Below are 18,667 nucleotides of genomic sequence, written 5' to 3'. Positions count from 1 at the left end.
CGAACGATCGGATCCGCGCCCGTTTTGCCGCCCCGCGCCCGCCGCGCACCGGCCCAGAACGCGCCCGAATCCGATTTTCTCCACGTTGACCCGCTTCCCTGACGTAGACGAGATGGCCGCGCTCACTCCTGCACAAGTGCTGTACGACGGGGCGTCCCCGCCCGCGATCCTGCCCTGTTGCGATCACTACGCGGGCAGCGAAAAGCTGATGCGCAAGTCGCTCGCGCTGCAGGCCGAAACGGGCCCCGTGTTCGACATCACGCTCGACTGCGAAGACGGCGCGGCCGTCGGCCAGGAAGCCGCGCACGCGGCACTCGTCGCCGACATGCTCGGCAGCGACGAAAACCGCTTCGGCCGCGTCGGCGTCCGCATCCACGACTTTTCCCATCCGCACTGGCGCGACGACGTGCGCATCGTGCTGCGCGCGTCGCGCCTCCCCGCCTACATCACGCTCCCGAAGATCGCGAGTGCCGCCGACGCAGCCGAAATGACCGCGTTCATCGAAGGCACGCGCCGCGAGCTCGGCATCGCGCAGCCGATCCCGGTCGACGTGCTGGTCGAGACGCACGGCGCGCTCGCGCAGGCGGCCGCCCTCGCCGCGCTGCCGACGGTCGGCACGCTGAGCTTCGGGCTGATGGATTTCGTCTCCGCGCACCATGGCGCGATTCCCGATGCCGCGATGCGCTCGCCCGGCCAGTTCGAGCACCCGCTCGTGCGCCGCGCGAAGCTGGAAATCGCCGCGGCCTGCCACGCGCACGGCAAGACGCCGTCGCACAACGTGACGACCGAGGTGCGCGACATGAGCGTCGTCGCCGCCGATGCACGCCGCGCGCGCGACGAATTCGCCTTCACGCGGATGTGGAGCATCCACCCCGCGCAGATCCGGCCGATCGTCGATGCATTCGCACCGCGTACCGACGAGGTCGCGCTGGCCGCCGAGATCCTGCTGGCCGCGCAGGCCGCCGACTGGGGGCCGACGCGCCACGGTGATACGCTGCACGATCGCGCGAGCTACCGGTATTACTGGTCGGTGCTGCGCCGCGCGCGGGCCACCGGCCAGCCCGTACCGGCCGAGGCCGCGCCGCTGTTCGGCCCGGCCGCCGCAGGCAGTGCGCCGTAAGCGCGCGGCGCCCGCCGATACACGAGTTTCATGCATTCGACGACCCGCGAACCGGATAGAGGTTTGCGAAACGACAAAAAACGTAACGGAGCCCGAAAACCTGATATGGACGCGGCCAAATAGGTGAAAATAGCGGCCGCTGCGCGCTTTCGGGGCGCGTGCAGTTTCAAACCGGCCGGCAATTCGATTGCCGGCCCTTGTCAACTGATTATCGAAAGGTTCTGACTCCATGAAGAAACTCCTGATCGCTACCGCCATCGGCGCCTTGTCCGCCACGATGCTGGTGTCGGCTCCGAGCGCGTTTGCCCAGGGTGCGACCACGACGACCGCGAAGAAGGCAACGGCCAAGCGCCCGGCGCCGGCCAAGCGCATCATCCCGCGCAGCAAGAAGGCACAGGCACGCGCCGCAGCCAAGGTCGATCCGGTACCGGACGGCGCGGTCAAGTGGTCCTGCAAGGAAGGTCTGTCGTTCGACCTCGCCGGTGACATGAAGCGCGACCAGGTGGTCACGGTTCACTGGGCGAAGAAGAACTACAAGCTGCCGCGTCAGGCCACGACGACGGGCGCGGACACGTTCTACGATCCGGCAGCAGGCTTCAAGCTGATCGTGATCCCGACCAAGGCGATGCTGTTCTCCGACGCAAACGGCGGCGAGCGCCTCGCGGACGAATGCGTGACGCCGGAAATGGCACAAGGCACGCCGGCACCGACGCAGTCGAACGAGCTGAAGCCGGCAACGAACTAAGCGCGTTCCCATCGGCCCCTCGATGTCCGCCCCGGTCTCCAACGTCCGCCCTGCTCCGGATACGGTACTCGTCGATATCGTCGACTACGTGCTGAATGCCGGCATCGACAGCGCGCTCGCGCTGGAGACGGCGCGTCATTGCCTGATCGACACGCTCGGATGCGGACTCGAGGCGCTGTCCTACCCTGCCTGCACCAAGCTGCTCGGCCCCGTCGTGCCCGGCACGATCGTGCCGAACGGCGCGAAGGTGCCCGGCACGTCCTTCCAGCTCGATCCCGTCCAGGCCGCGTTCGGCATCGGCGCGATGATCCGCTGGCTGGACTTCAACGACACCTGGCTCGCCGCCGAATGGGGCCATCCGTCCGACAATCTCGGCGGCATCCTGGCGACGGCCGACTGGCTCTCCCGCACGGCCGTCGCGGCCGGCAGGAAGCCGCTCACGATGCGCGACGTGCTGGTCGCGATGATCCAGGCCCACGAGATCCAGGGCTGCCTCGCACTCGAGAATTCGTTCAATGCGGTCGGGCTCGACCACGTGCTGCTCGTGAAGGTCGCATCGACGGCCGCCGTCGGCCGGCTGCTCGGGCTCACGCGCGACGAGCTGATCAACGCGGTGTCCAACGCGTTCGTCGACGGCCAGGCGCTGCGCACCTACCGCCACGCGCCGAACACGGGCTCGCGCAAATCATGGGCGGCCGGCGACGCGACCTCCCGCGCGGTGCGCCTCGCGCTGATCGCGAAAACGGGTGAAATGGGCTACCCGTCGGCACTCACCGCCAAGACCTGGGGCTTCTACGACGTGCTGTTCGACGGCAAGCCGTTCCGCTTCCAGCGCCCGTACGGCACGTACGTGATGGAAAACGTGCTGTTCAAGATCGCGTTCCCTGCCGAGTTCCACGCGCAGACGGCCGCCGAGGCCGCGCTGCAGCTGCATGCGCAGCTCGCCGCCGCGGGCCGCACGACCGACGACATCAGCCGGATTACGATCCGCACGCATGCGGCCGCGATCCGCATCATCGACAAGCAGGGCCCGCTCGCCAATCCGGCCGACCGCGACCACTGCATCCAGTACATGGTCGCCGTGCCGCTGCTGTTCGGCCGGCTGACCGCGGCCGATTACGAAGACTCGGCCGCCGCCGATCCCCGCATCGACGCGCTGCGCGCGAAAACGGTCTGCGTCGAGGATCCGCAGTTCACGAAGGATTACCACGACCCGGGCAAGCGCTCGATCGCGAATGCACTGACGATCGAGTTCACGGACGGGTCGAAGCTTGCCGAGGTGGCGGTCGAATACCCGCTCGGCCATCGGCGGCGGCGTGCGGAAGGCACCCCGCTCCTGGTCGAGAAGTTCAGGACCAACCTTGCCCGCCGCTTCCCGGCAAAGCAGCAACAAGCGATTCTCGACGTGTCGCTGGACCAGGCAAAGCTCGAAGCGATGCCGGTCGATGAGTACGTCGACTTGTATGTGATATAGCCGTCATTTACAGGACACGTAGTTTCCTAGCCTTAAACCCAGGAAAATCACCATGGCCCACAATCTCCACAAGACCCTCAAGGAATTCGACAGCGGTTCCGGCAAAGGCAAGTTCTACTCGCTGCCGCAGCTCGGCAAGGAACTGAAGACGAAGATCGAACGCCTGCCGGTGTCGATCCGTATCGTGCTCGAGTCCGTGCTGCGCAACTACGACGGCAAGAAGATCACCGAAGAGCACATCGAGCAGCTCGCGAACTGGAAGCCGACCGCGAAGCGCGTCGACGAGATTCCGTTCGTGGTGTCGCGCGTCGTGCTGCAGGACTTCACGGGCGTGCCGCTGCTCGCCGACATCGCGGCCATGCGCGGCGTCGCGGAGCGTACGGGCAAGAACCCGAAGAAGATCGAGCCGCTGGTCCCGGTCGATCTCGTCGTCGACCACTCGGTCCAGATCGACTACTTCCGCCAGAAGGACGCGCTCGACCTGAACATGAAACTGGAATTCCAGCGCAACAACGAGCGCTACCAGTTCATGAAGTGGGGCATGCAGGCGTTCGACACGTTCAAGGTCGTGCCGCCGGGCGTCGGCATCGTCCACCAGGTGAACCTCGAATACCTGGCGCGCGGCGTGCACAAGAAGGCCGACGGCGCGGACACCGTGTACTACCCGGACACCCTCGTCGGCACGGACAGCCACACGACGATGATCAACGGCATCGGCGTGGTCGGCTGGGGCGTGGGCGGCATCGAGGCGGAAGCCGGCATGCTCGGCCAGCCGGTGTACTTCCTGACGCCGGACGTCGTCGGCGTCGAGCTGAAGGGCAAGCTGCGCGAAGGCGTGACGGCCACCGACCTGGTGCTGACGATCACCGAAATGCTGCGCAAGGAGAAGGTCGTCGGCAAGTTCGTCGAGTTCTTCGGCGAAGGCACGCGCTCGCTGTCGCTGCCGGATCGCGCAACGATCGGCAACATGGCGCCGGAATACGGCGCGACGATGGGCTTCTTCCCGGTCGACGAAAAGACGATCGAATACTTCGAAGGCACGGGCCGCACGAAGGCGGAAATCGCCGCGTTCGAAAACTACTTCAAGGCGCAGAAGCTGTTCGGCATCCCGAAGGCCGGCGACATCGACTACACGAAGGTCGTGACGCTGGACCTGACGACGGTCGCCCCGTCGCTGGCCGGCCCGAAGCGCCCGCAGGACCGCATTGAGATCGGCAACGTCAAGTCGACGTTCACCGACCTGTTCTCGAAGCCGGTCGCGGAAAACGGCTTCGCGAAGAAGGCGGACGACCTCGGCACGCAATACACGACGAGCAACGGCGTCGACGTGAAGAACGGCGACATCCTGATCGCCGCGATCACGTCGTGCACGAACACGTCGAACCCGAGCGTGCTGCTGGCCGCCGGCCTGCTCGCGAAGAAGGCGGTCGAGGCCGGCCTCACGGTCGATCCGAAGATCAAGACCTCGCTCGCGCCGGGATCGCGCATCGTCACCGAATACCTGACGAAGACGGGCCTGCTGCCCTACCTGTCGAAGCTCGGTTTCGAAGTCGCGGCGTATGGCTGCACGACCTGTATCGGCAACGCGGGCGACCTGACGCCGGAGCTGAACGAAGCGATCACGAAGAACGACATCGTCGCGGCAGCCGTGCTGTCGGGCAACCGTAACTTCGAAGCGCGTATCCACCCGAACATCCGCGCGAACTTCCTCGCGTCGCCGCCGCTCGTCGTCGCGTACGCGATCGCCGGCAACATCACGCGCGACCTGATGACCGAGCCGGTCGGCAAGGGCAAGGGCGGCCGCGACATCTACCTCGGCGACATCTGGCCGACGAGCGACGAAATCCACGCGCTGCTCAAGTTCGCGCTCGATCCGAAGAAGTTCGAGGACAACTACTCGAAGCTGACCAAGAAGGGCGACCTCTGGAGCAAGATCGAGGGCGAATCGGGCCAGGTCTACGACTGGCCGAAGTCGACCTACATCGCCGAGCCGCCGTTCTTCGGCAACGACTTCTCGATGGAACCGGCTGCATCGATCCCGACGGTCAAGGGCGCGCGCGCGCTGGGCATCTTCGGTGACTCGGTCACGACCGACCACATCAGCCCGGCAGGCTCGATCAAGGAAGACTCGCCGGCGGGCAAGTGGCTGAAGGAAAACGGCGTGCAGAAGGCCGACTTCAACAGCTACGGCTCGCGCCGCGGCAACCACGACGTGATGATGCGCGGTACGTTCGCGAACGTCCGGATCAAGAACCTGATGATCCCGGCGAAGGCGGACGGCACGCGCGTCGAAGGCGGCCTGACGATCCACCAGCCGAGCGGCGAACAGCAGTCGATCTACGACGCGGCAATGCAGTACGTCGCAGCCGATACGCCGACCGTCGTGTTCGCGGGCGAAGAATACGGCACGGGCTCGTCGCGCGACTGGGCCGCGAAGGGCACGCAGCTGCTCGGCGTGAAGGCCGTGATCGCACGCAGCTTCGAGCGTATCCACCGCTCGAACCTGGTCGGCATGGGCGTGCTGCCGCTGCAGTTCAAGGGCTCGGACAGCGTCCAGTCGCTCGGCATCACCGGCGACGAGACGTTCGACATCGAAGGCCTCGGCGACGACTTCAAGCCGCAGCAGGACGTCACGCTCGTGATCAACCGCAAGAACGGCGAAACGCAGCGCGTGCAGGTCCTGCTGCGCATCGATACGCCGATCGAAGTCGACTACTACAAGCACGGCGGTATCCTGCCGTTCGTGCTGCGCTCGCTGCTCGCAGCGTAAGCGCCCTGCTTTTGCAGGTGCCGCAGCCGCCTCGCGGGCGGTTGCGGCCGATTTGGATGCCCGACCTCGTGTCGGGCTTTTTTTTGCCTGTTCGCGTCACGCAATGTTGCCGATTGTCAGGCTCGTCACGCCGCCTTGTCGCCGCGCGCCTTCGCGCCCGCTCCCCGTGCGTTCTTCTTCAAGTGGGTGCGGTTGTATTCGATCGCCGCGCGCACGAGGGTCTTCAGCGCGCGCTTGTCGAGCCGGTCGCCTTCGAAGAAGTCGATCGCGCGCCGCGCGTTGCCGTCCAGGCCGTCATTGAACAGCCCGCCGGGATCGGGCAGATGCGCGCCGTGCATGAAGGTCAGCTTCACCTTGCCCTTGTGCGCGTTCGCCACCGCGATCATCCCGTCGCACGACCATACGGGGCTGCCCATCCACTTCCATTCCTCGACGATGCTGTCGTCGGCGGCGAGGATCGTCTGACGGAGGTCGGCAAAGAGCGGGCCGCGCCAGTCGGCGATGCCGGCGATCAGCGCGTCGATGCGCTCCGACGGCGTGAGGTCCGTTGCGTTCATGCGCGGGCCTCCGTGCCTTCGTCGGGACGCGCCAGCACCTGTTCGAGCGACTCGAGGAACCGTACCCAGCCGTGCTGCGCGCCGCGGTACGCCTGCTCCTGGTCCGTGCGGAAGCCGACCTGCTCCATCCGCAGGTGCGTGCCGGCCGGCGTCGGCGTGAGCGTCCACGTGACGACGCTTTCGAGGCCGTACGCGGCCCACGTGTAGGACAGCACGCGCGGCGGCTCGATCGTCAGCACCGTGCAGTCGACCGAGCCCCAGTCTGCGCGGAAGCTGAAGGCGCGGCCCGCGACGGGTTCGAAGTCGCTCTTCATCAGCCACGCCTCGATCAGGTGCGGTTGCGTGAGCGCGCGCCAGATCTTCTCCGGCGGATGCGGCAGTTCGCGGTCGACGACGACGGAACGCGTTTCGGTGGTGGTCTGGTTCATTACTGGTCGATCCTTTTCAGAAGATCTTCGAGGGCGTCGAACCGGTTCTGCCAGAAACCTGCCATCTGGCTCGTCCAGTCGATCAGCGGGGCCAGCGCTTGCGGCTGTGCGCTGTAGTGCGTCTGCCGGCCTTCGTGACGGTCGTTCACGAGCCCGGCCTGCTTCAGGACACCGAGATGCTTCGACACGGCCGGCTGCGAGACACCCGCATGGGCCGTCAGCGCGGCAACCGTCAGCTCGCCGTCCGCGCACAGCCGCTCGAACAGCGCGCGGCGGGTGGGATCGGCAAGGGTTCTGAAAAGCATGTCGTGTGTGTTCTGCATGTCGTCCAAAATTCATAACTCGCTGGTTATGGATTGAAGGATAGCCGCCCATCGATGCGCGTCAAGGCGGAATTTCACGAGCCGCGTCGTGCAATCCGGTGCGGGTCTGCTGCTCACCCATCGGCGCGCACCCGCGCCCGGATTCGAGCGTTTCCTCTAATCCGCATGGGCGACACGCGATCCGAAAGCCGCCTGCAAGACTGCCCGACGCGCTGTTCCACAGTTCGGGAAACGTTTGCGTTCGACCGGCCCGTTTCTTGTGCACGCGCGAATCCGTTCCTGCCGCATCGCTTCGTTTGACCACATAGTGCGACGCGGCATGCGGCAACGACCGGTCGCATGCCACGCGTTCACGCGTCGATCCACTCCGCGATCGCGCACGTTCCGGCGCGGCGACGAGCGACTCGTGCGTGCGAACGTCGCGCTTTGCCGCGCCGTCGTGCCGCGAACCGGTTCCGTTCGCCACGCCCACGATCGCCTGCGCATACGACGCTGCGCGTGCACGCCCACACCCCGATGTCAGAACTGACAGCTATGGAAACTGGCAGCTACCTGAACGGTAGCGACGCCCTACGCTCGTCACCGCTCGCGACCCCACAAGGGTCGAGGGCTCCAGCAACGTCGTCTCTCCTAAAAAGGACTCCCGATGAAAAGGAACGCCTGGTTTGCCCTGCCCCTGCCGTCGCCCCGCCGCCTTGCGTGCGTGGCCCCCCTCGTGTTCGCTGCCGCTGCGGCGCATGCGGCGACGGACTGGGTCGATACCCATACGAAGGCCTTTCTGACCGGCCCGCAGTTGATGGCGCGCAGTGCGGCGCCGTCGCTCGAACTCGCGGCCGGCGAAACGACCGACGTCGTCGTCAGCCTGAAGCTGCGCAATGCCGCGCAGCTCAAGCAACTGGCGCGCGACGTGAACCGGCCCGGCAGCGCGCATTACCGCCAGTACCTCACGCACGAGCAGTTCCTCGCCAACTACGCGCCGACCGATGCGCAGGTGAAGTCGGTCGTCGACTATCTGCACAAGAGCGGCTTCGTGAACGTCGAGGTCGCACCGAACCGGTTGCTGGTGTCCGCACGCGGCACGGCCGGCACCGTGAAGACCGCATTCAACACGTCGCTCGTGCACTTCGAATACGCGGGCCGCTCGGGCTTCGCCAACACGTCGACCGCGCAGGTGCCGCGCGCGCTCGGCGATGTGGTCGGCTCGGTGCTCGGGCTGCAGAGCGTCGCACACGCGCGGCCGCTGCTGCGCATCGGCAACGTGTCGAAGCCGCAGGCGCTCGCGGCCGGCACGGCGACCGGCCACTATCCGAAGGAATTCCCGGGCCTCTACAACGCGACCGGCGTGCCGACCGCAGCCGGTGTCACCGTCGGCATCATCACGATCGGCGGCGTGTCGCAGACGCTGCAGGACCTGAAGCAGTTCACGTCGAGCAACGGTTACGGCACCGTCTCGACGCAGACCGTCAAGACCAACGGCTCCGGCGGCAGCTACACCGACGACCAGGACGGCCAGGGCGAATGGGATCTCGACAGCCAGTCGATCGTCGGCTCGGCCGGCGGCCAGGTCGGCAAGCTCGTGTTCTACATGGCGGACCTCAACGCCAGCGGCAACACGGGCCTCACGCAGGCGTTCAACCGCGCGGTGTCGGACAACACCGCGAAGGTGATCAACGTGTCGCTCGGCTGGTGCGAAACCGACGCAAACGCGGACGGCACGCTCGACGCCGAGGAACAGATCTTCACGACGGCAGCGGCGCAAGGCCAGACCTTCTCGGTGTCGTCGGGCGACGAAGGCGTGTACGAGTGCAACAACCGCGGCTATCCGGACGGCTCGAACTACACGGTGTCGTGGCCGGCTTCGTCGCCGCACGTGCTCGCGATCGGCGGCACGACGCTCTATACGACGTCGTCGGGTGCGTTCTCGAACGAGACGGTGTGGAACGAAGGGCTCGACGGCAACGGCAAGCTGTGGGCGACGGGCGGCGGCGTCAGCACGATCCTGCCCGCACCGTCGTGGCAGTCGGGCAGCAACCGCCAGTTGCCGGACGTGTCGTTCGACGCCGCGCAAAGCACCGGCGCGTACATCTACAACTACGGCCAGTTGCAGCAGATCGGCGGCACGAGCCTCGCCGCGCCGATCTTCACGGGCCTCTGGGCACGCCTGCTCGCGGCGAACGGCACGGGCCTCGGCTTCCCGGCCGGCAATTTCTATGCGGACATTCCGTCGCGTCCGTCGCTCGTGCGCTACGACGTCGTGTCGGGGAACAACGGCTATCAGGGGTATGGCTACAACGCAGGCACCGGCTGGGATTACACGACCGGTTTCGGCAGCCTGAACATCGCGAACCTCAACCAGCTGATCAAGTCGGGCGGGTTCTGAGCGAAGCCTGAAGGCCGGTGCGCGGCAGGTTGCCGCGCACCGGCTCGTGACTTGCCCTTGCCTATTCCGCCGCGCGCTCGCTCACGCGCTCGGTGGTCGCCGCCGCCACGCCGGCCCGATGCGACGGCGCAAAGAGCCGCAACCCGCTCGCGACACTCGCCGCCCCGGCGAACCCCGCACCGAGCATTAAAGCAAGCGTCGGCCCGTGGCGCCCCGCGATCCCGAACGACAGCGCGACGAGCGCAGCACCGGTCGCCTGCCCAATCAGCCGCGCGGTCGCGATGATCCCGCTCGCGCCGCCGCTGCGCTCGGGCGGCGCGCTCGACATCAGCGCCTTCAGGTTCGGCGACTGGAAGAAGCCGAAGCCCGCACCGCACAGCATCATCCGCCAGCCGATGTCGATCACGCCCGGCGCCGCCGGCAATGCGGCGAGCGACACCATGCCCGCGCTCAGCAACGCAAGACCGATCGCGCCGAGCAGCCCCGGCGGATAACGGTCCGACAAGCGCCCCGCGATCGGCGCGGCGAGCGCGACGATCGCCGACCACGGCGTCATCAGGAACCCCGTCTCGACCGCGTTGCGATGCAGGACGGTTTCGAAATAGAACGGCAGCGACACGAACGCGAGCCCCTGCGCGGCGAACGCGCACACGGCGGTCAGCGCGGACAGCGTGAACACCGGCCGGCGAAACAGGTCGACCGGCAGCATCGGCGCCGGGTGCCCGGCCTGGCGGCGAATCAGCAGCCAGCCGAATGCGAGCGCGACCGCGGCCGACGCGAACACGATCGAAAGCGGCCCGCGCTGCGCGAATTCGCCGAGCGCGAAGATCAGCGACGCGAACGTGATCACGTTGAACAATGCGGCGACCGGATCGAATACGTGCTTGCCGCGCGCCGTCTGCGGCAGCGACGGAATCGCCACGGCCAGCGCGAACACGCCGAGCGGCACGTTCACCGCGAACAGCCACGGCCACGCGGCGACCGACAGGATCAGCGACGCGATGGTCGGCCCCACCGCGAACGACACGCCGACGACGAGCGCGTTGAAGCCGACGCCGCGCCCGAGCCGGTGCGCGGGGAACAGGCCGCGGATCAGCGCGACGTTGACGCTCATGATCGCGCTCGCGCCGAAGCCCTGCACGATCCGCGCGGCCGTCAGCATCGGCAGCGTCGACGCGAGCGAGCAGCCGAGCGACGCGAGCGTGAACACCGCGAGCCCGGCGATATACACGCGCTTGTGGCCGACGATGTCGCCGAGCGACGCGAACGGCAGCAGCGTCGCGACCATCGCGAGCTGGTATGCGTTGATGATCCATACGGACGCGGCCGGCGATGCATGCAGGTCGGCGGCGATCGCGGGCAGCGCGGTGTTCGCGATCGCGGTGTCGAGCGTCGCGAGCGCGACGGCCAGCAGCACGGCGGACATCGCGCGCCAGTTGACGGCCGGCTCATGCGCGCCGGCGGGGGTAGCGAATTCGGACAAGATGACGGCTCGGCTGACGAGCGACGCGTTGCGCCGCGTCGCGGATTGGACTCGCGGCGGCGTTCCGGTCGCACCGCACGGAACGCGCGCCGCCGCGCCCCGTATTGTTGCAGAGCCGCATCGAACGTGCAGGCGGCCGCCTCGTCAGTCAGCGAAATGAAAGCAATGCGCGGCCACGCATGACGCGTGGCGACTCGGGTGGCGGGGGCACGCCCGCCCGCTCAGCTCACCGCGCGCCGCGCATTGCGTCCGCGCAGCCATTCGAGCGCAAGCAGCAGGCTCGTCGAGAAGATGATCAGGATCGTGGCAAGCGCGGCGATCGTCGGGCTGATGTTCTCACGGATGCCCGTGAACATCTGGCGCGGCAGCGTGGTCTGGTCCGCACCGGCGAGGAACAACGTTACGACGACTTCGTCGAACGACGTCGCGAACGCGAACAGCGCGCCCGACATCACGCCCGGTGCGATCACCGGCAGCGTCACGCGGAAGAAGGTCGACACGGGATTCGCGCCGAGCGACAGGCTCGCGCGCACGAGGTTCTGGTTGAAGCCCTGCAGCGTCGCCGCGACCGTCGTCACGACGAACGGCACGCCAAGCGCCGCGTGCGCGGCGATCAGCCCCGTGTAGGTGTTCGCGAGCCCGAGCGGCGCGAAGAACAGATACATGCCGACGCCGACCACGACGACCGGCACGATCATCGGCGACAGCAGCACGGCCATCAGCAGCCCCTTGCCGCGGAAGTCGGCCTTCGTGAGACCGATCGCGGCGAGCGTGCCGAGCACCGTCGCGACGACGGTGGCCGACGGCGCGACGATGAAGCTGTTCTTCGCGGCCATCCGCCACTCGTCCGACGCGATCAGGTTCTCGTACCAGCGCATCGAGAAGCCCGGAATCGGATAGACGAGGAACGTGCTCGACGAAAACGACAGCGGCACGATCGCGAGCACCGGCAGGATCAGGTACAGCAGCGTCAGCACGACGAGCACGCGCAGCGCGACGTACCACGCGCGCTCGACGAACGACATGTGCGGCGCGAACAGCGGCCTGGCGAGTTTCATGGTCGGATTCCCCTTTCCGTTTCGTTGTGCGCGGCGCTCAGCCGAGGCTCACGTTCGTGCGCGTGAAGCGCCCGTACACCGCGTACAGCACCAGCGTCGCCGCGAGCAGCAGCCCGCCGAGCGCGCACGCCATGCCCCAGTTGATCGTCACGTTCGTGAAGTACGCGACGTAGTAGCTGACCATCTGGTCGTTCGGCCCGCCGAGCAGCGCGGGCGTGATGTAGTAGCCGATCGCGAGGATGAACACCAGCAGCGCGCCCGCGCCGACGCCCGGGTAGGTCTGCGGCACGTACACGCGCCAGAACGCGGCGAACGGATGGCTGCCGAGCGACACGGCTGCGCGCTGGTAGGTCGGCGGAATCGACTTCATCACGCTGTAGAGCGGCAGGATCATGAACGGCAGCAGGATGTGCGTCATCGAGATGTACACGCCGACGCGGTTGAACAGCAGCGTCAGCGGATGCGAGATCAGCCCGCTGCCGATCAGCGCCTTGTTGACGAGCCCTTCGCTCTGCAGCAGCACGATCCACGCGGCGACGCGCACCAGCACCGACGTCCAGAACGGAATCAGCACGAGGATCATCACGAGGTTCGCGCGGCGCTCCGACAGCGTCGAGATCCAGTACGCGAGCGGATAGCCGAGCAGCAGCGCGAACAGCGTGACGGCAACGCCGATCACGAACGTGCGGCCGAAGATCGCCAGATAGATCGACTGGTCCGGATCGGCCTGCACGATGTGGCCGAAGCCGTCCTGCTTGTGGTCGAGCGCGGCGAGCAGGTAGAACGGCGACACGGTGCTGCCGTTCTTCGCGATCGACTGCCAGTACGCGACGTCGCCCCAGCGCGCATCGAGGTCGATCAGTTTCGCGCGCGTCTGCGCGGGCGTCAGTGCCGCATCGCTGTCGCCTTTCAGCGGCATCGCGCGCGCCGTCTTCGCGACGAGCGAGCGATAACCGGGAATCTCGGTGTTCAGGCGCCGCGCGAGCGCGCCCATCGCCTCGCTGTCGGCCACCTTCGTCATGTCGGCCGCGAGCGCGACATACGCGGCGTCGGCCGGCGGTGCCTTGCGGTCCCAGCCCGACAGCGCGGCGACCGTATTCGGCAACGCGGTCGCGATCTCCGGGTTCTGCACCGCGCGCGTGAGCAGCGTGCCGATCGGCACGACGAAGATCAGCAGCAGGAAAATCGCGAGCGGCGCGACCAGCAGCAACGCCATCGTGCGCTTGCGGGCTTCGGCGGCCTTCAGCTCGCGCTTGAGCGCGGCGGTCGACGGCGAGGAAGACGCGATCGTCATCGTATTCAACGTTTCTCTCCGGCCGGGCACGTTCCGGCGGAAGGCCGCGCGACGCGATCGACGCGCCGCGCGGCAGGTTGCATCAGGGCACCTTCAGGATGCCTGACCGGTTACTTCGTCGCCCATGCGGCGAAACGCTGCTCGAGCTCGTCGCTGTGGTCGGTCCAGAAGCCGATGTCTTCCAGCACGGCGTTCTTGCCGTTGGCCGGCGAGTTCGGCAGGTTCGCGAGCGTCTTCGCGTCGAGCGACTTGATCGCCGCGATGTTCGCGGGGCCGTACGCGATGTGCTGCGCATAGCCTTGCTGCGGCTTCGGCGTCAGCGTGTACGCGATGTACTGCTCGGCCAGCGCCTTGTTCGGCGAGCCCTTCGGAATCGCCCAGTAGTCGAGGTCGTAGATGCTGCCGTTCCACACGACCTTCAGGTTCTTGCCTTCCTTCTGCGCGGCGTCGATGCGGCCGTTGTACGCGGTCGACATCACGACGTCGCCGGCGACGAGGAACTGCGGCGGCTGCGCGCCCGCTTCCCACCACTGGATATACGGCTTCAGCTCGTCGAGCTTCTTGAACGCGCGGTCCTGGCCGGCCTTCGTGCCGAGCACCTTGTAGACGTCCTTCGGCGCGACGCCGTCGGCCATCAGCGCGAATTCGAGGTTGTAGCGCGCGCCCTTGCGCATGCCGCGCTTGCCGGGGAATTTCTTGACGTTCCAGAAATCGGCCCAGCCGGTCGGTGCCGACTTCAGCTTGTCCGCGTTGTACGACAGCGCCGTCGACCACACGAAGAAGCCCACGCCGCACACCTGCGGCGATTCCGGAATCAGGTCGGACTTCTTCGCGATCTTCGACCAGTCGAGCTTCTCGTACAGCCCTTCGTCGCAGCCGCGATTCAGGTCGCCCGACTCGACTTCGACCACGTCCCAGTTGACGTGCTTCGCCTCGACCATCGCCTTCACTTTCGCCTGCTCGCCGTTGTATTCGACGGCGGTGACCTTGTTGCCGGTCGCCTTCTCGAACGGCTGGTTGAACGCGGCCTTCTGCGCGTCGCCGTTCGCGCCGCCGAAGTTGACGACCGTGAGTTCGGCAGCCGATGCCGATACGCCGACGACGGCGAGCGCGAGTGCCAGCGCGGTGCGACGCGCGGTAATGCTTGCTCGGTTCATGGTGGTTCCTCTCCTCTCGTGGTGGAAGTGGGCAGTTGTTGTTGACGACGTACAGCGGAAAACCGGGAAAACCCTGCTCAGGCGAACACGCGCAGGTGTTCGGGTGCGAACGCGAGCGCGACCGGTGCGCCGGGCGAGAACGCATCGAGCGCGCCGGTGCCGAGCGGCACCTTCACGAAGCACTCGTCCTGGCCCGGCAGCGCGCAGCGCATGCGCACGTGATCGCCGAAATAGATGAGGCTGCGCGCCTCGCCGCTCAACCGGTTGGCGGCCGCGCCGTTCGCGTGCCCGTTCGCGTCGTGCGCGGCGAGGCTCATGCGCTCGGGGCGGATGCACGCGACGGCCGGCGCGCCCTCGGCCGCATCGCCGATGCGGCGGCCGACGAGCTGCGTGCCGTCGTCGAGCCGGAATTCGCAGAATTCGCCGTCGACGCGCGCGATGGTGCCGCGCAGCCGGTTGCTGTCGCCGATGAAGTTCGCGACGAATTCGTTGCACGGCGATTCGTACAGGCGGTCGACGGTGTCGAGCTGCTGCACGATGCCCTTGTCGAACACGGCGACGCGATCGGACATCGTCAGCGCCTCGCCCTGGTCGTGCGTCACGTACACGAAGGTCACGCCGAGCTTTTCGTGCAGCGCCTTCAGTTCGTACTGCATGTGCTCGCGCAGCTGCTTGTCGAGCGCGCCGAGCGGCTCGTCCATCAGCACCAGCTTCGGCTCGAACACGAGCGCGCGCGCCAGCGCGATGCGCTGCTGCTGGCCGCCCGACAGTTGCGCCGGGTAACGTTTCGCGAAGCGCTCCATCTGCACCATCTTCAGCGCATGCGCGACGCGTTCCGCACGCTCCGCGGCCGGCAGCTTGCGCACGGTCAGCGGATACGCGACGTTCTGCTCGACCGTCAGGTGCGGAAACAGCGCGTAGTTCTGGAACACCATGCCGATGTTCCGCTTGTGCGGCGGCACGTTGTTCAGCAGCTCGCCGTCGAGGCGGATCTCGCCGCCGGTCGGGAATTCGAAGCCGGCCAGCATCATCAGGCAGGTCGTCTTGCCGGAGCCCGACGGCCCGAGCAGCGTCAGGAATTCCCCGCGGTGGATATCGAGGTCGAGCGATTTGACGACCAGCGTTTCACCGTCGTAGGTCTTCCGCACGCCGCGAAAGCTGACGATCACATCATCGGACTTCATCGTGGCTGTCCCCTTGCTTCGCGACAATTGATTTTGAGATGCGAGCCACTATACGGCGCCCACGGTTCTACAATAGGGAACCATTTCAATATTACTAGTAGGACCACTTTGGATACCGTGATCCTCGCCGACTGGCTCTCCGCCCGTCTCGACCGCAGCTCGCCCGAGCCGATGTACCGGCAGTTGCTGCAGTGGATGCAGCAGGCCATCCTGACCGGAGAATTGGGGCCAGGAACGAAGCTGCCGAGTTCCCGCACGCTCGCGGCCGACCTGTCGATCGCGCGCAATACCGTGCTGCACGTGTACGACCAGCTGACCGCCGAAGGCTACGTGCTGACGACCACCGGCAGCGGCACCTATGTGGCCGACACGCGGCCGGATGCTGCCGCGATCCACGTGCCGGGCGCCGCGCCGCCGCCGTCGAGCGCCGATGCGGCGCCGCAGCCGGACGCGCAGGGCGGCCTGTCGATGCGCGGCCGGCAACTGATCGAGCATGCGGGGGTATCGCGACGCCAATGGGGTGCGTTCATGCCGGGCGTGCCGGACGTGTCGGAGTTCCCGAGCCGGACGTGGAGCCGCCTGCAGGCGCGGCTGTGGAAGGAAGCGAACCCCGAGCTGCTGACCTATGCGCCGGGCGGCGGCTACCGGCCGTTGCGGCGCGCGCTCGCCGATTACCTGCGCGTCGCGCGCTCGGTCAAGTGCTCGCCGGACCAGGTGATCATCACGACGGGCATCCATCAGTCGATCGATCTCGCGGTGCGGCTGCTGTCCGACATCGGCGATCGCGCGTGGGTCGAGGAACCGTGCTACTGGGGTGTGCGAAGCGTATTGCAGGCGGCGGGCCTCACGCTGACGCCGGTGCCGGTCGACCAGGAAGGCCTCGACCCGCGCGCCAGCGACATGCAGCATCCGCCCCGGCTCGTGCTCGTCACGCCGTCGCACCAGTACCCGCTCGGGATGGTGATGAGCCTCGCACGGCGTCGGATGCTGCTCGAATACGCGCGACAGCACCGCTGCTGGATCATCGAGGACGACTACGACAGCGAGTTCCGCTACGGCAGCCGCCCGCTCGCGTCGCTGCAGGGGCTCGACGACGGCGGCCGCGTGATCTACGTCGGCAGTCTCGGCAAGATGCTGTTCCCGGGGCTGCGGATGGGCTACATGGTCGTGCCCGAGCATCTGGTCGACACGTTCCGCACCGGGTTATCGGAGCTGTATCGCGAGGGCCAGTTGATGCAGCAGGCCGTGCTCGCCGAATTCATCATGGACGGCCACCTGACTTCGCACGTCAGACGGATGCGCACGCTGTACGGCGAGCGCCGGCAGCTGATGATCGACGCGATCCGCGCGCGCTTCGGCGACGCGCTGCCCGTGATGGGCGACGAGGCCGGCCTGCATCTCGTGCTCGGCCTGCCCGACGCCTGCGACGACCGCGCGGTCACGCAGAGCGCGTTCGATGCGGGCGTGATCGTGCGTCCGCTCACCAGCTACTACAGCAGCCTCGACACCGCGCGGCGCGGCCTGTTGCTCGGTTATGCGTGCGTCGCGCACGAAGGCATCCGGCCGGCGTTCGACACGCTCGCGAATACCATCGAGCAACACCTGCCTCGCGATCTCACGCGCGCGGCATAACGACCGTCATGCGCCGCGCCGCCCGTGTTACTGCGTGCTGCCGGCCCCGCGATCGAGCGACGCCGCGCGCACGGCTTCGCCGGGCTTCGTGAACACGCGCTGCCGCAGCGCGGCGATCTGCGCGTCGCGATCCTGCGGCGACAGGCCGGCCGACTCGATCTGCGCACGCTGCGCCGCGTAGTCCGCGTAGCGGCTCTGCCACGATGCGTCGTCCTGCTGCATCTGCGCGACACGCGCAGCCGCTTCGGGGCCCAGCGTCTGCGTCAGTTGTGCGCGCATCGCGTCGGGCGTCGCCCCGCTCTTCTGCAATTGCGCGATCTGGTCGATCGCCGCCCGCTGCTGGTCGACGCGCTGCTGCGCCGCGCGTTCGTCGGCCGGCATCTGCTGTTCGAGCGCCGCGAGCCGTTCGGCCTTCTGCGCATCCGTCAGCGTGGGGTCTCGCGCGATCTTCAGCCGCGCGAGGTCGTAGCGCTGCCGCCATTGCTCCGCACCGAAGAACGGCTGGCTCCAGTCGCCGAGCGTGCGGTACGCGATCGACGCGCGCTGGTCGAGCGCGAGCTGCAATGCACCCAGGTCCGACTTGTCGACCGCGCCGGCATCGCGCAGTTTCGCGAGTGCGTCGAGATACGCGCGATACCGGTGCCACACGTCGAGCGCCTCGGCCTGCGCAACGGTACCGTCGAGCTGCGCGGCAATCTCGCGCACGACGAACGCATCGAGCCCGGCCGCACTCAGGTCGCTCTGCGCGGTCAGGCAGTAGTCGAAGAAATCCCGCACCGCGCGCGCCTTCGCGAGATGGCCGCCGGCATCGAGCGGCAAGCGGGGCGCGCTGGAACCGGCGAGCGACGGCGGCAGGCCCGTGCTTGCCGGCACGGCGGCCTGCGGCGGTGCGGCAGCCGGCCCGCGAGCCGCCGACGCATCCGGCGGCTCGCCGGATGCGCCCGGCCCGCCATGCCGGCCCGCGCCGCTCCACATCGCCACGCCGGCAATCGCCGCCAGCCCCACGACACCATAAACCACGGCGCGGCGCGCCAGCGGCGTGCTTCCTCCTCGTGCCGTCAT

Annotated in this window: 15 protein-coding genes; 6 read left to right on the top strand and 9 right to left on the bottom strand. The window is 67.4% G+C overall.

Going from position 1 to position 18,667, the window contains the following annotated elements:
- Positions 1–112: 112 nt before the first annotated feature.
- The 4 genes from AB3K92_RS12670 to acnA all read left to right on the top strand — a co-directional run bounded on the left by AB3K92_RS12670 (position 113) and on the right by acnA (position 6,109).
- Entirely contained in the window at positions 113–1,120 is a 1,008-nt protein-coding gene (locus tag AB3K92_RS12670) for a CoA ester lyase (RefSeq protein ID WP_369465786.1), read from the top strand.
- Positions 1,121–1,349: 229 nt separating this feature from the next.
- Positions 1,350–1,865, top strand: a complete 516-nt coding sequence (locus AB3K92_RS12665; protein ID WP_021158700.1) for a hypothetical protein — start codon at positions 1,350–1,352, stop codon at positions 1,863–1,865.
- A gap of 22 nt (positions 1,866–1,887) precedes the next feature.
- Positions 1,888–3,339, top strand: coding sequence for a bifunctional 2-methylcitrate dehydratase/aconitate hydratase (locus tag AB3K92_RS12660; protein ID WP_369465196.1), 1,452 nt, complete (start codon positions 1,888–1,890; stop codon positions 3,337–3,339).
- A 52-nt stretch (positions 3,340–3,391) separates the two neighbouring features.
- Positions 3,392–6,109 carry an aconitate hydratase AcnA gene (gene acnA, locus AB3K92_RS12655; RefSeq protein ID WP_059493500.1) on the top strand — a complete coding sequence of 906 codons (2,718 nt, stop codon included), beginning with the start codon at positions 3,392–3,394 and terminating at the stop codon, positions 6,107–6,109.
- Between the two features lie 125 nt (positions 6,110–6,234).
- Here the strand turns inward: acnA and AB3K92_RS12650 are convergent, their stop codons facing one another.
- Genes AB3K92_RS12650 through AB3K92_RS12640 form a run of 3 tightly spaced genes read right to left on the bottom strand, consistent with a single transcriptional unit; the run spans position 6,235 to position 7,417 of the window.
- A complete protein-coding gene (locus AB3K92_RS12650; protein WP_021158697.1) occupies positions 6,235–6,666 on the bottom strand; it encodes a DUF1801 domain-containing protein in 432 nt (143 codons plus the stop codon).
- A complete protein-coding gene (locus AB3K92_RS12645) occupies positions 6,663–7,094 on the bottom strand; it encodes an SRPBCC domain-containing protein (protein WP_021158696.1) in 432 nt (143 codons plus the stop codon). The genes AB3K92_RS12650 and AB3K92_RS12645 overlap by 4 nt, the downstream gene beginning before the upstream one ends.
- A complete protein-coding gene (locus tag AB3K92_RS12640) occupies positions 7,094–7,417 on the bottom strand; it encodes a helix-turn-helix transcriptional regulator (protein WP_042974255.1) in 324 nt (107 codons plus the stop codon). The genes AB3K92_RS12645 and AB3K92_RS12640 overlap by 1 nt, the downstream gene beginning before the upstream one ends.
- Positions 7,418–8,063: 646 nt before the next feature.
- On the opposite strand from AB3K92_RS12640, the gene AB3K92_RS12635 reads away from it, so the two are divergent.
- Positions 8,064–9,797, top strand: coding sequence for a protease pro-enzyme activation domain-containing protein (locus AB3K92_RS12635; RefSeq protein ID WP_059815192.1), 1,734 nt, complete (start codon positions 8,064–8,066; stop codon positions 9,795–9,797).
- A 61-nt stretch (positions 9,798–9,858) separates the two neighbouring features.
- Here the strand turns inward: AB3K92_RS12635 and AB3K92_RS12630 are convergent, their stop codons facing one another.
- The 5 genes from AB3K92_RS12630 to AB3K92_RS12610 all read right to left on the bottom strand — a co-directional run bounded on the left by AB3K92_RS12630 (position 9,859) and on the right by AB3K92_RS12610 (position 15,973).
- Positions 9,859–11,280 carry an MFS transporter gene (locus AB3K92_RS12630; RefSeq protein WP_021158692.1) on the bottom strand — a complete coding sequence of 474 codons (1,422 nt, stop codon included), beginning with the start codon at positions 11,278–11,280 and terminating at the stop codon, positions 9,859–9,861.
- Between the two features lie 221 nt (positions 11,281–11,501).
- On the bottom strand, positions 11,502–12,338 hold the full coding sequence (locus tag AB3K92_RS12625) for an ABC transporter permease (RefSeq protein ID WP_027791109.1): 837 nt from the start codon (positions 12,336–12,338) through the stop codon (positions 11,502–11,504).
- Positions 12,339–12,375: 37 nt separating this feature from the next.
- Positions 12,376–13,632, bottom strand: coding sequence for an ABC transporter permease (locus AB3K92_RS12620; RefSeq protein WP_369465785.1), 1,257 nt, complete (start codon positions 13,630–13,632; stop codon positions 12,376–12,378).
- A 110-nt stretch (positions 13,633–13,742) separates the two neighbouring features.
- Positions 13,743–14,789: an ABC transporter substrate-binding protein gene (locus tag AB3K92_RS12615; protein WP_021158689.1), complete on the bottom strand. Its 1,047-nt coding sequence runs from the start codon at positions 14,787–14,789 to the stop codon at positions 13,743–13,745.
- A 77-nt stretch (positions 14,790–14,866) separates the two neighbouring features.
- Positions 14,867–15,973 carry an ABC transporter ATP-binding protein gene (locus AB3K92_RS12610; RefSeq protein WP_042974229.1) on the bottom strand — a complete coding sequence of 369 codons (1,107 nt, stop codon included), beginning with the start codon at positions 15,971–15,973 and terminating at the stop codon, positions 14,867–14,869.
- Positions 15,974–16,081: 108 nt separating this feature from the next.
- Between AB3K92_RS12610 and AB3K92_RS12605 the strand changes: the two genes are divergently transcribed.
- Positions 16,082–17,605 (top strand): PLP-dependent aminotransferase family protein, encoded by a 1,524-nt coding sequence (locus AB3K92_RS12605; protein WP_059591759.1) that lies wholly within the window; start codon positions 16,082–16,084, stop codon positions 17,603–17,605.
- Between the two features lie 27 nt (positions 17,606–17,632).
- Here the strand turns inward: AB3K92_RS12605 and AB3K92_RS12600 are convergent, their stop codons facing one another.
- Positions 17,633–18,667 carry a lipase secretion chaperone gene (locus AB3K92_RS12600; RefSeq protein ID WP_369465195.1) on the bottom strand — a complete coding sequence of 345 codons (1,035 nt, stop codon included), beginning with the start codon at positions 18,665–18,667 and terminating at the stop codon, positions 17,633–17,635.

The organism is Burkholderia sp. Bmkn7 (assembly GCF_041103175.1).
GTDB lineage: Bacteria > Pseudomonadota > Gammaproteobacteria > Burkholderiales > Burkholderiaceae > Burkholderia > Burkholderia cepacia.
The sequence above is the reverse complement of the archived record's forward strand: the minus strand, read 5'-3'. Positions and strand labels throughout refer to the sequence as shown.

Excerpts from the sequence above, each read along its gene's own strand:
- AB3K92_RS12670 (WP_369465786.1), top strand. The coding sequence starts at position 113 with ATGGCCGCGCTCACTCCTGCACAAGTGCTGTACGACGGGGCGTCCCCG.
- AB3K92_RS12665 (WP_021158700.1), top strand. The coding sequence starts at position 1,350 with ATGAAGAAACTCCTGATCGCTACCGCCATCGGCGCCTTGTCCGCCACG.
- AB3K92_RS12660 (WP_369465196.1), top strand. The coding sequence starts at position 1,888 with ATGTCCGCCCCGGTCTCCAACGTCCGCCCTGCTCCGGATACGGTACTC.
- acnA (WP_059493500.1), top strand. The coding sequence starts at position 3,392 with ATGGCCCACAATCTCCACAAGACCCTCAAGGAATTCGACAGCGGTTCC.
- AB3K92_RS12650 (WP_021158697.1), bottom strand. The coding sequence starts at position 6,666 with ATGAACGCAACGGACCTCACGCCGTCGGAGCGCATCGACGCGCTGATC.
- AB3K92_RS12645 (WP_021158696.1), bottom strand. The coding sequence starts at position 7,094 with ATGAACCAGACCACCACCGAAACGCGTTCCGTCGTCGTCGACCGCGAA.
- AB3K92_RS12640 (WP_042974255.1), bottom strand. The coding sequence starts at position 7,417 with ATGCAGAACACACACGACATGCTTTTCAGAACCCTTGCCGATCCCACC.
- AB3K92_RS12635 (WP_059815192.1), top strand. The coding sequence starts at position 8,064 with ATGAAAAGGAACGCCTGGTTTGCCCTGCCCCTGCCGTCGCCCCGCCGC.
- AB3K92_RS12625 (WP_027791109.1), bottom strand. The coding sequence starts at position 12,338 with ATGAAACTCGCCAGGCCGCTGTTCGCGCCGCACATGTCGTTCGTCGAG.
- AB3K92_RS12620 (WP_369465785.1), bottom strand. The coding sequence starts at position 13,632 with ATGACGATCGCGTCTTCCTCGCCGTCGACCGCCGCGCTCAAGCGCGAG.
- AB3K92_RS12615 (WP_021158689.1), bottom strand. The coding sequence starts at position 14,789 with ATGAACCGAGCAAGCATTACCGCGCGTCGCACCGCGCTGGCACTCGCG.
- AB3K92_RS12610 (WP_042974229.1), bottom strand. The coding sequence starts at position 15,973 with ATGAAGTCCGATGATGTGATCGTCAGCTTTCGCGGCGTGCGGAAGACC.
- AB3K92_RS12600 (WP_369465195.1), bottom strand. The coding sequence starts at position 18,667 with ATGACGGCACGAGGAGGAAGCACGCCGCTGGCGCGCCGCGCCGTGGTT.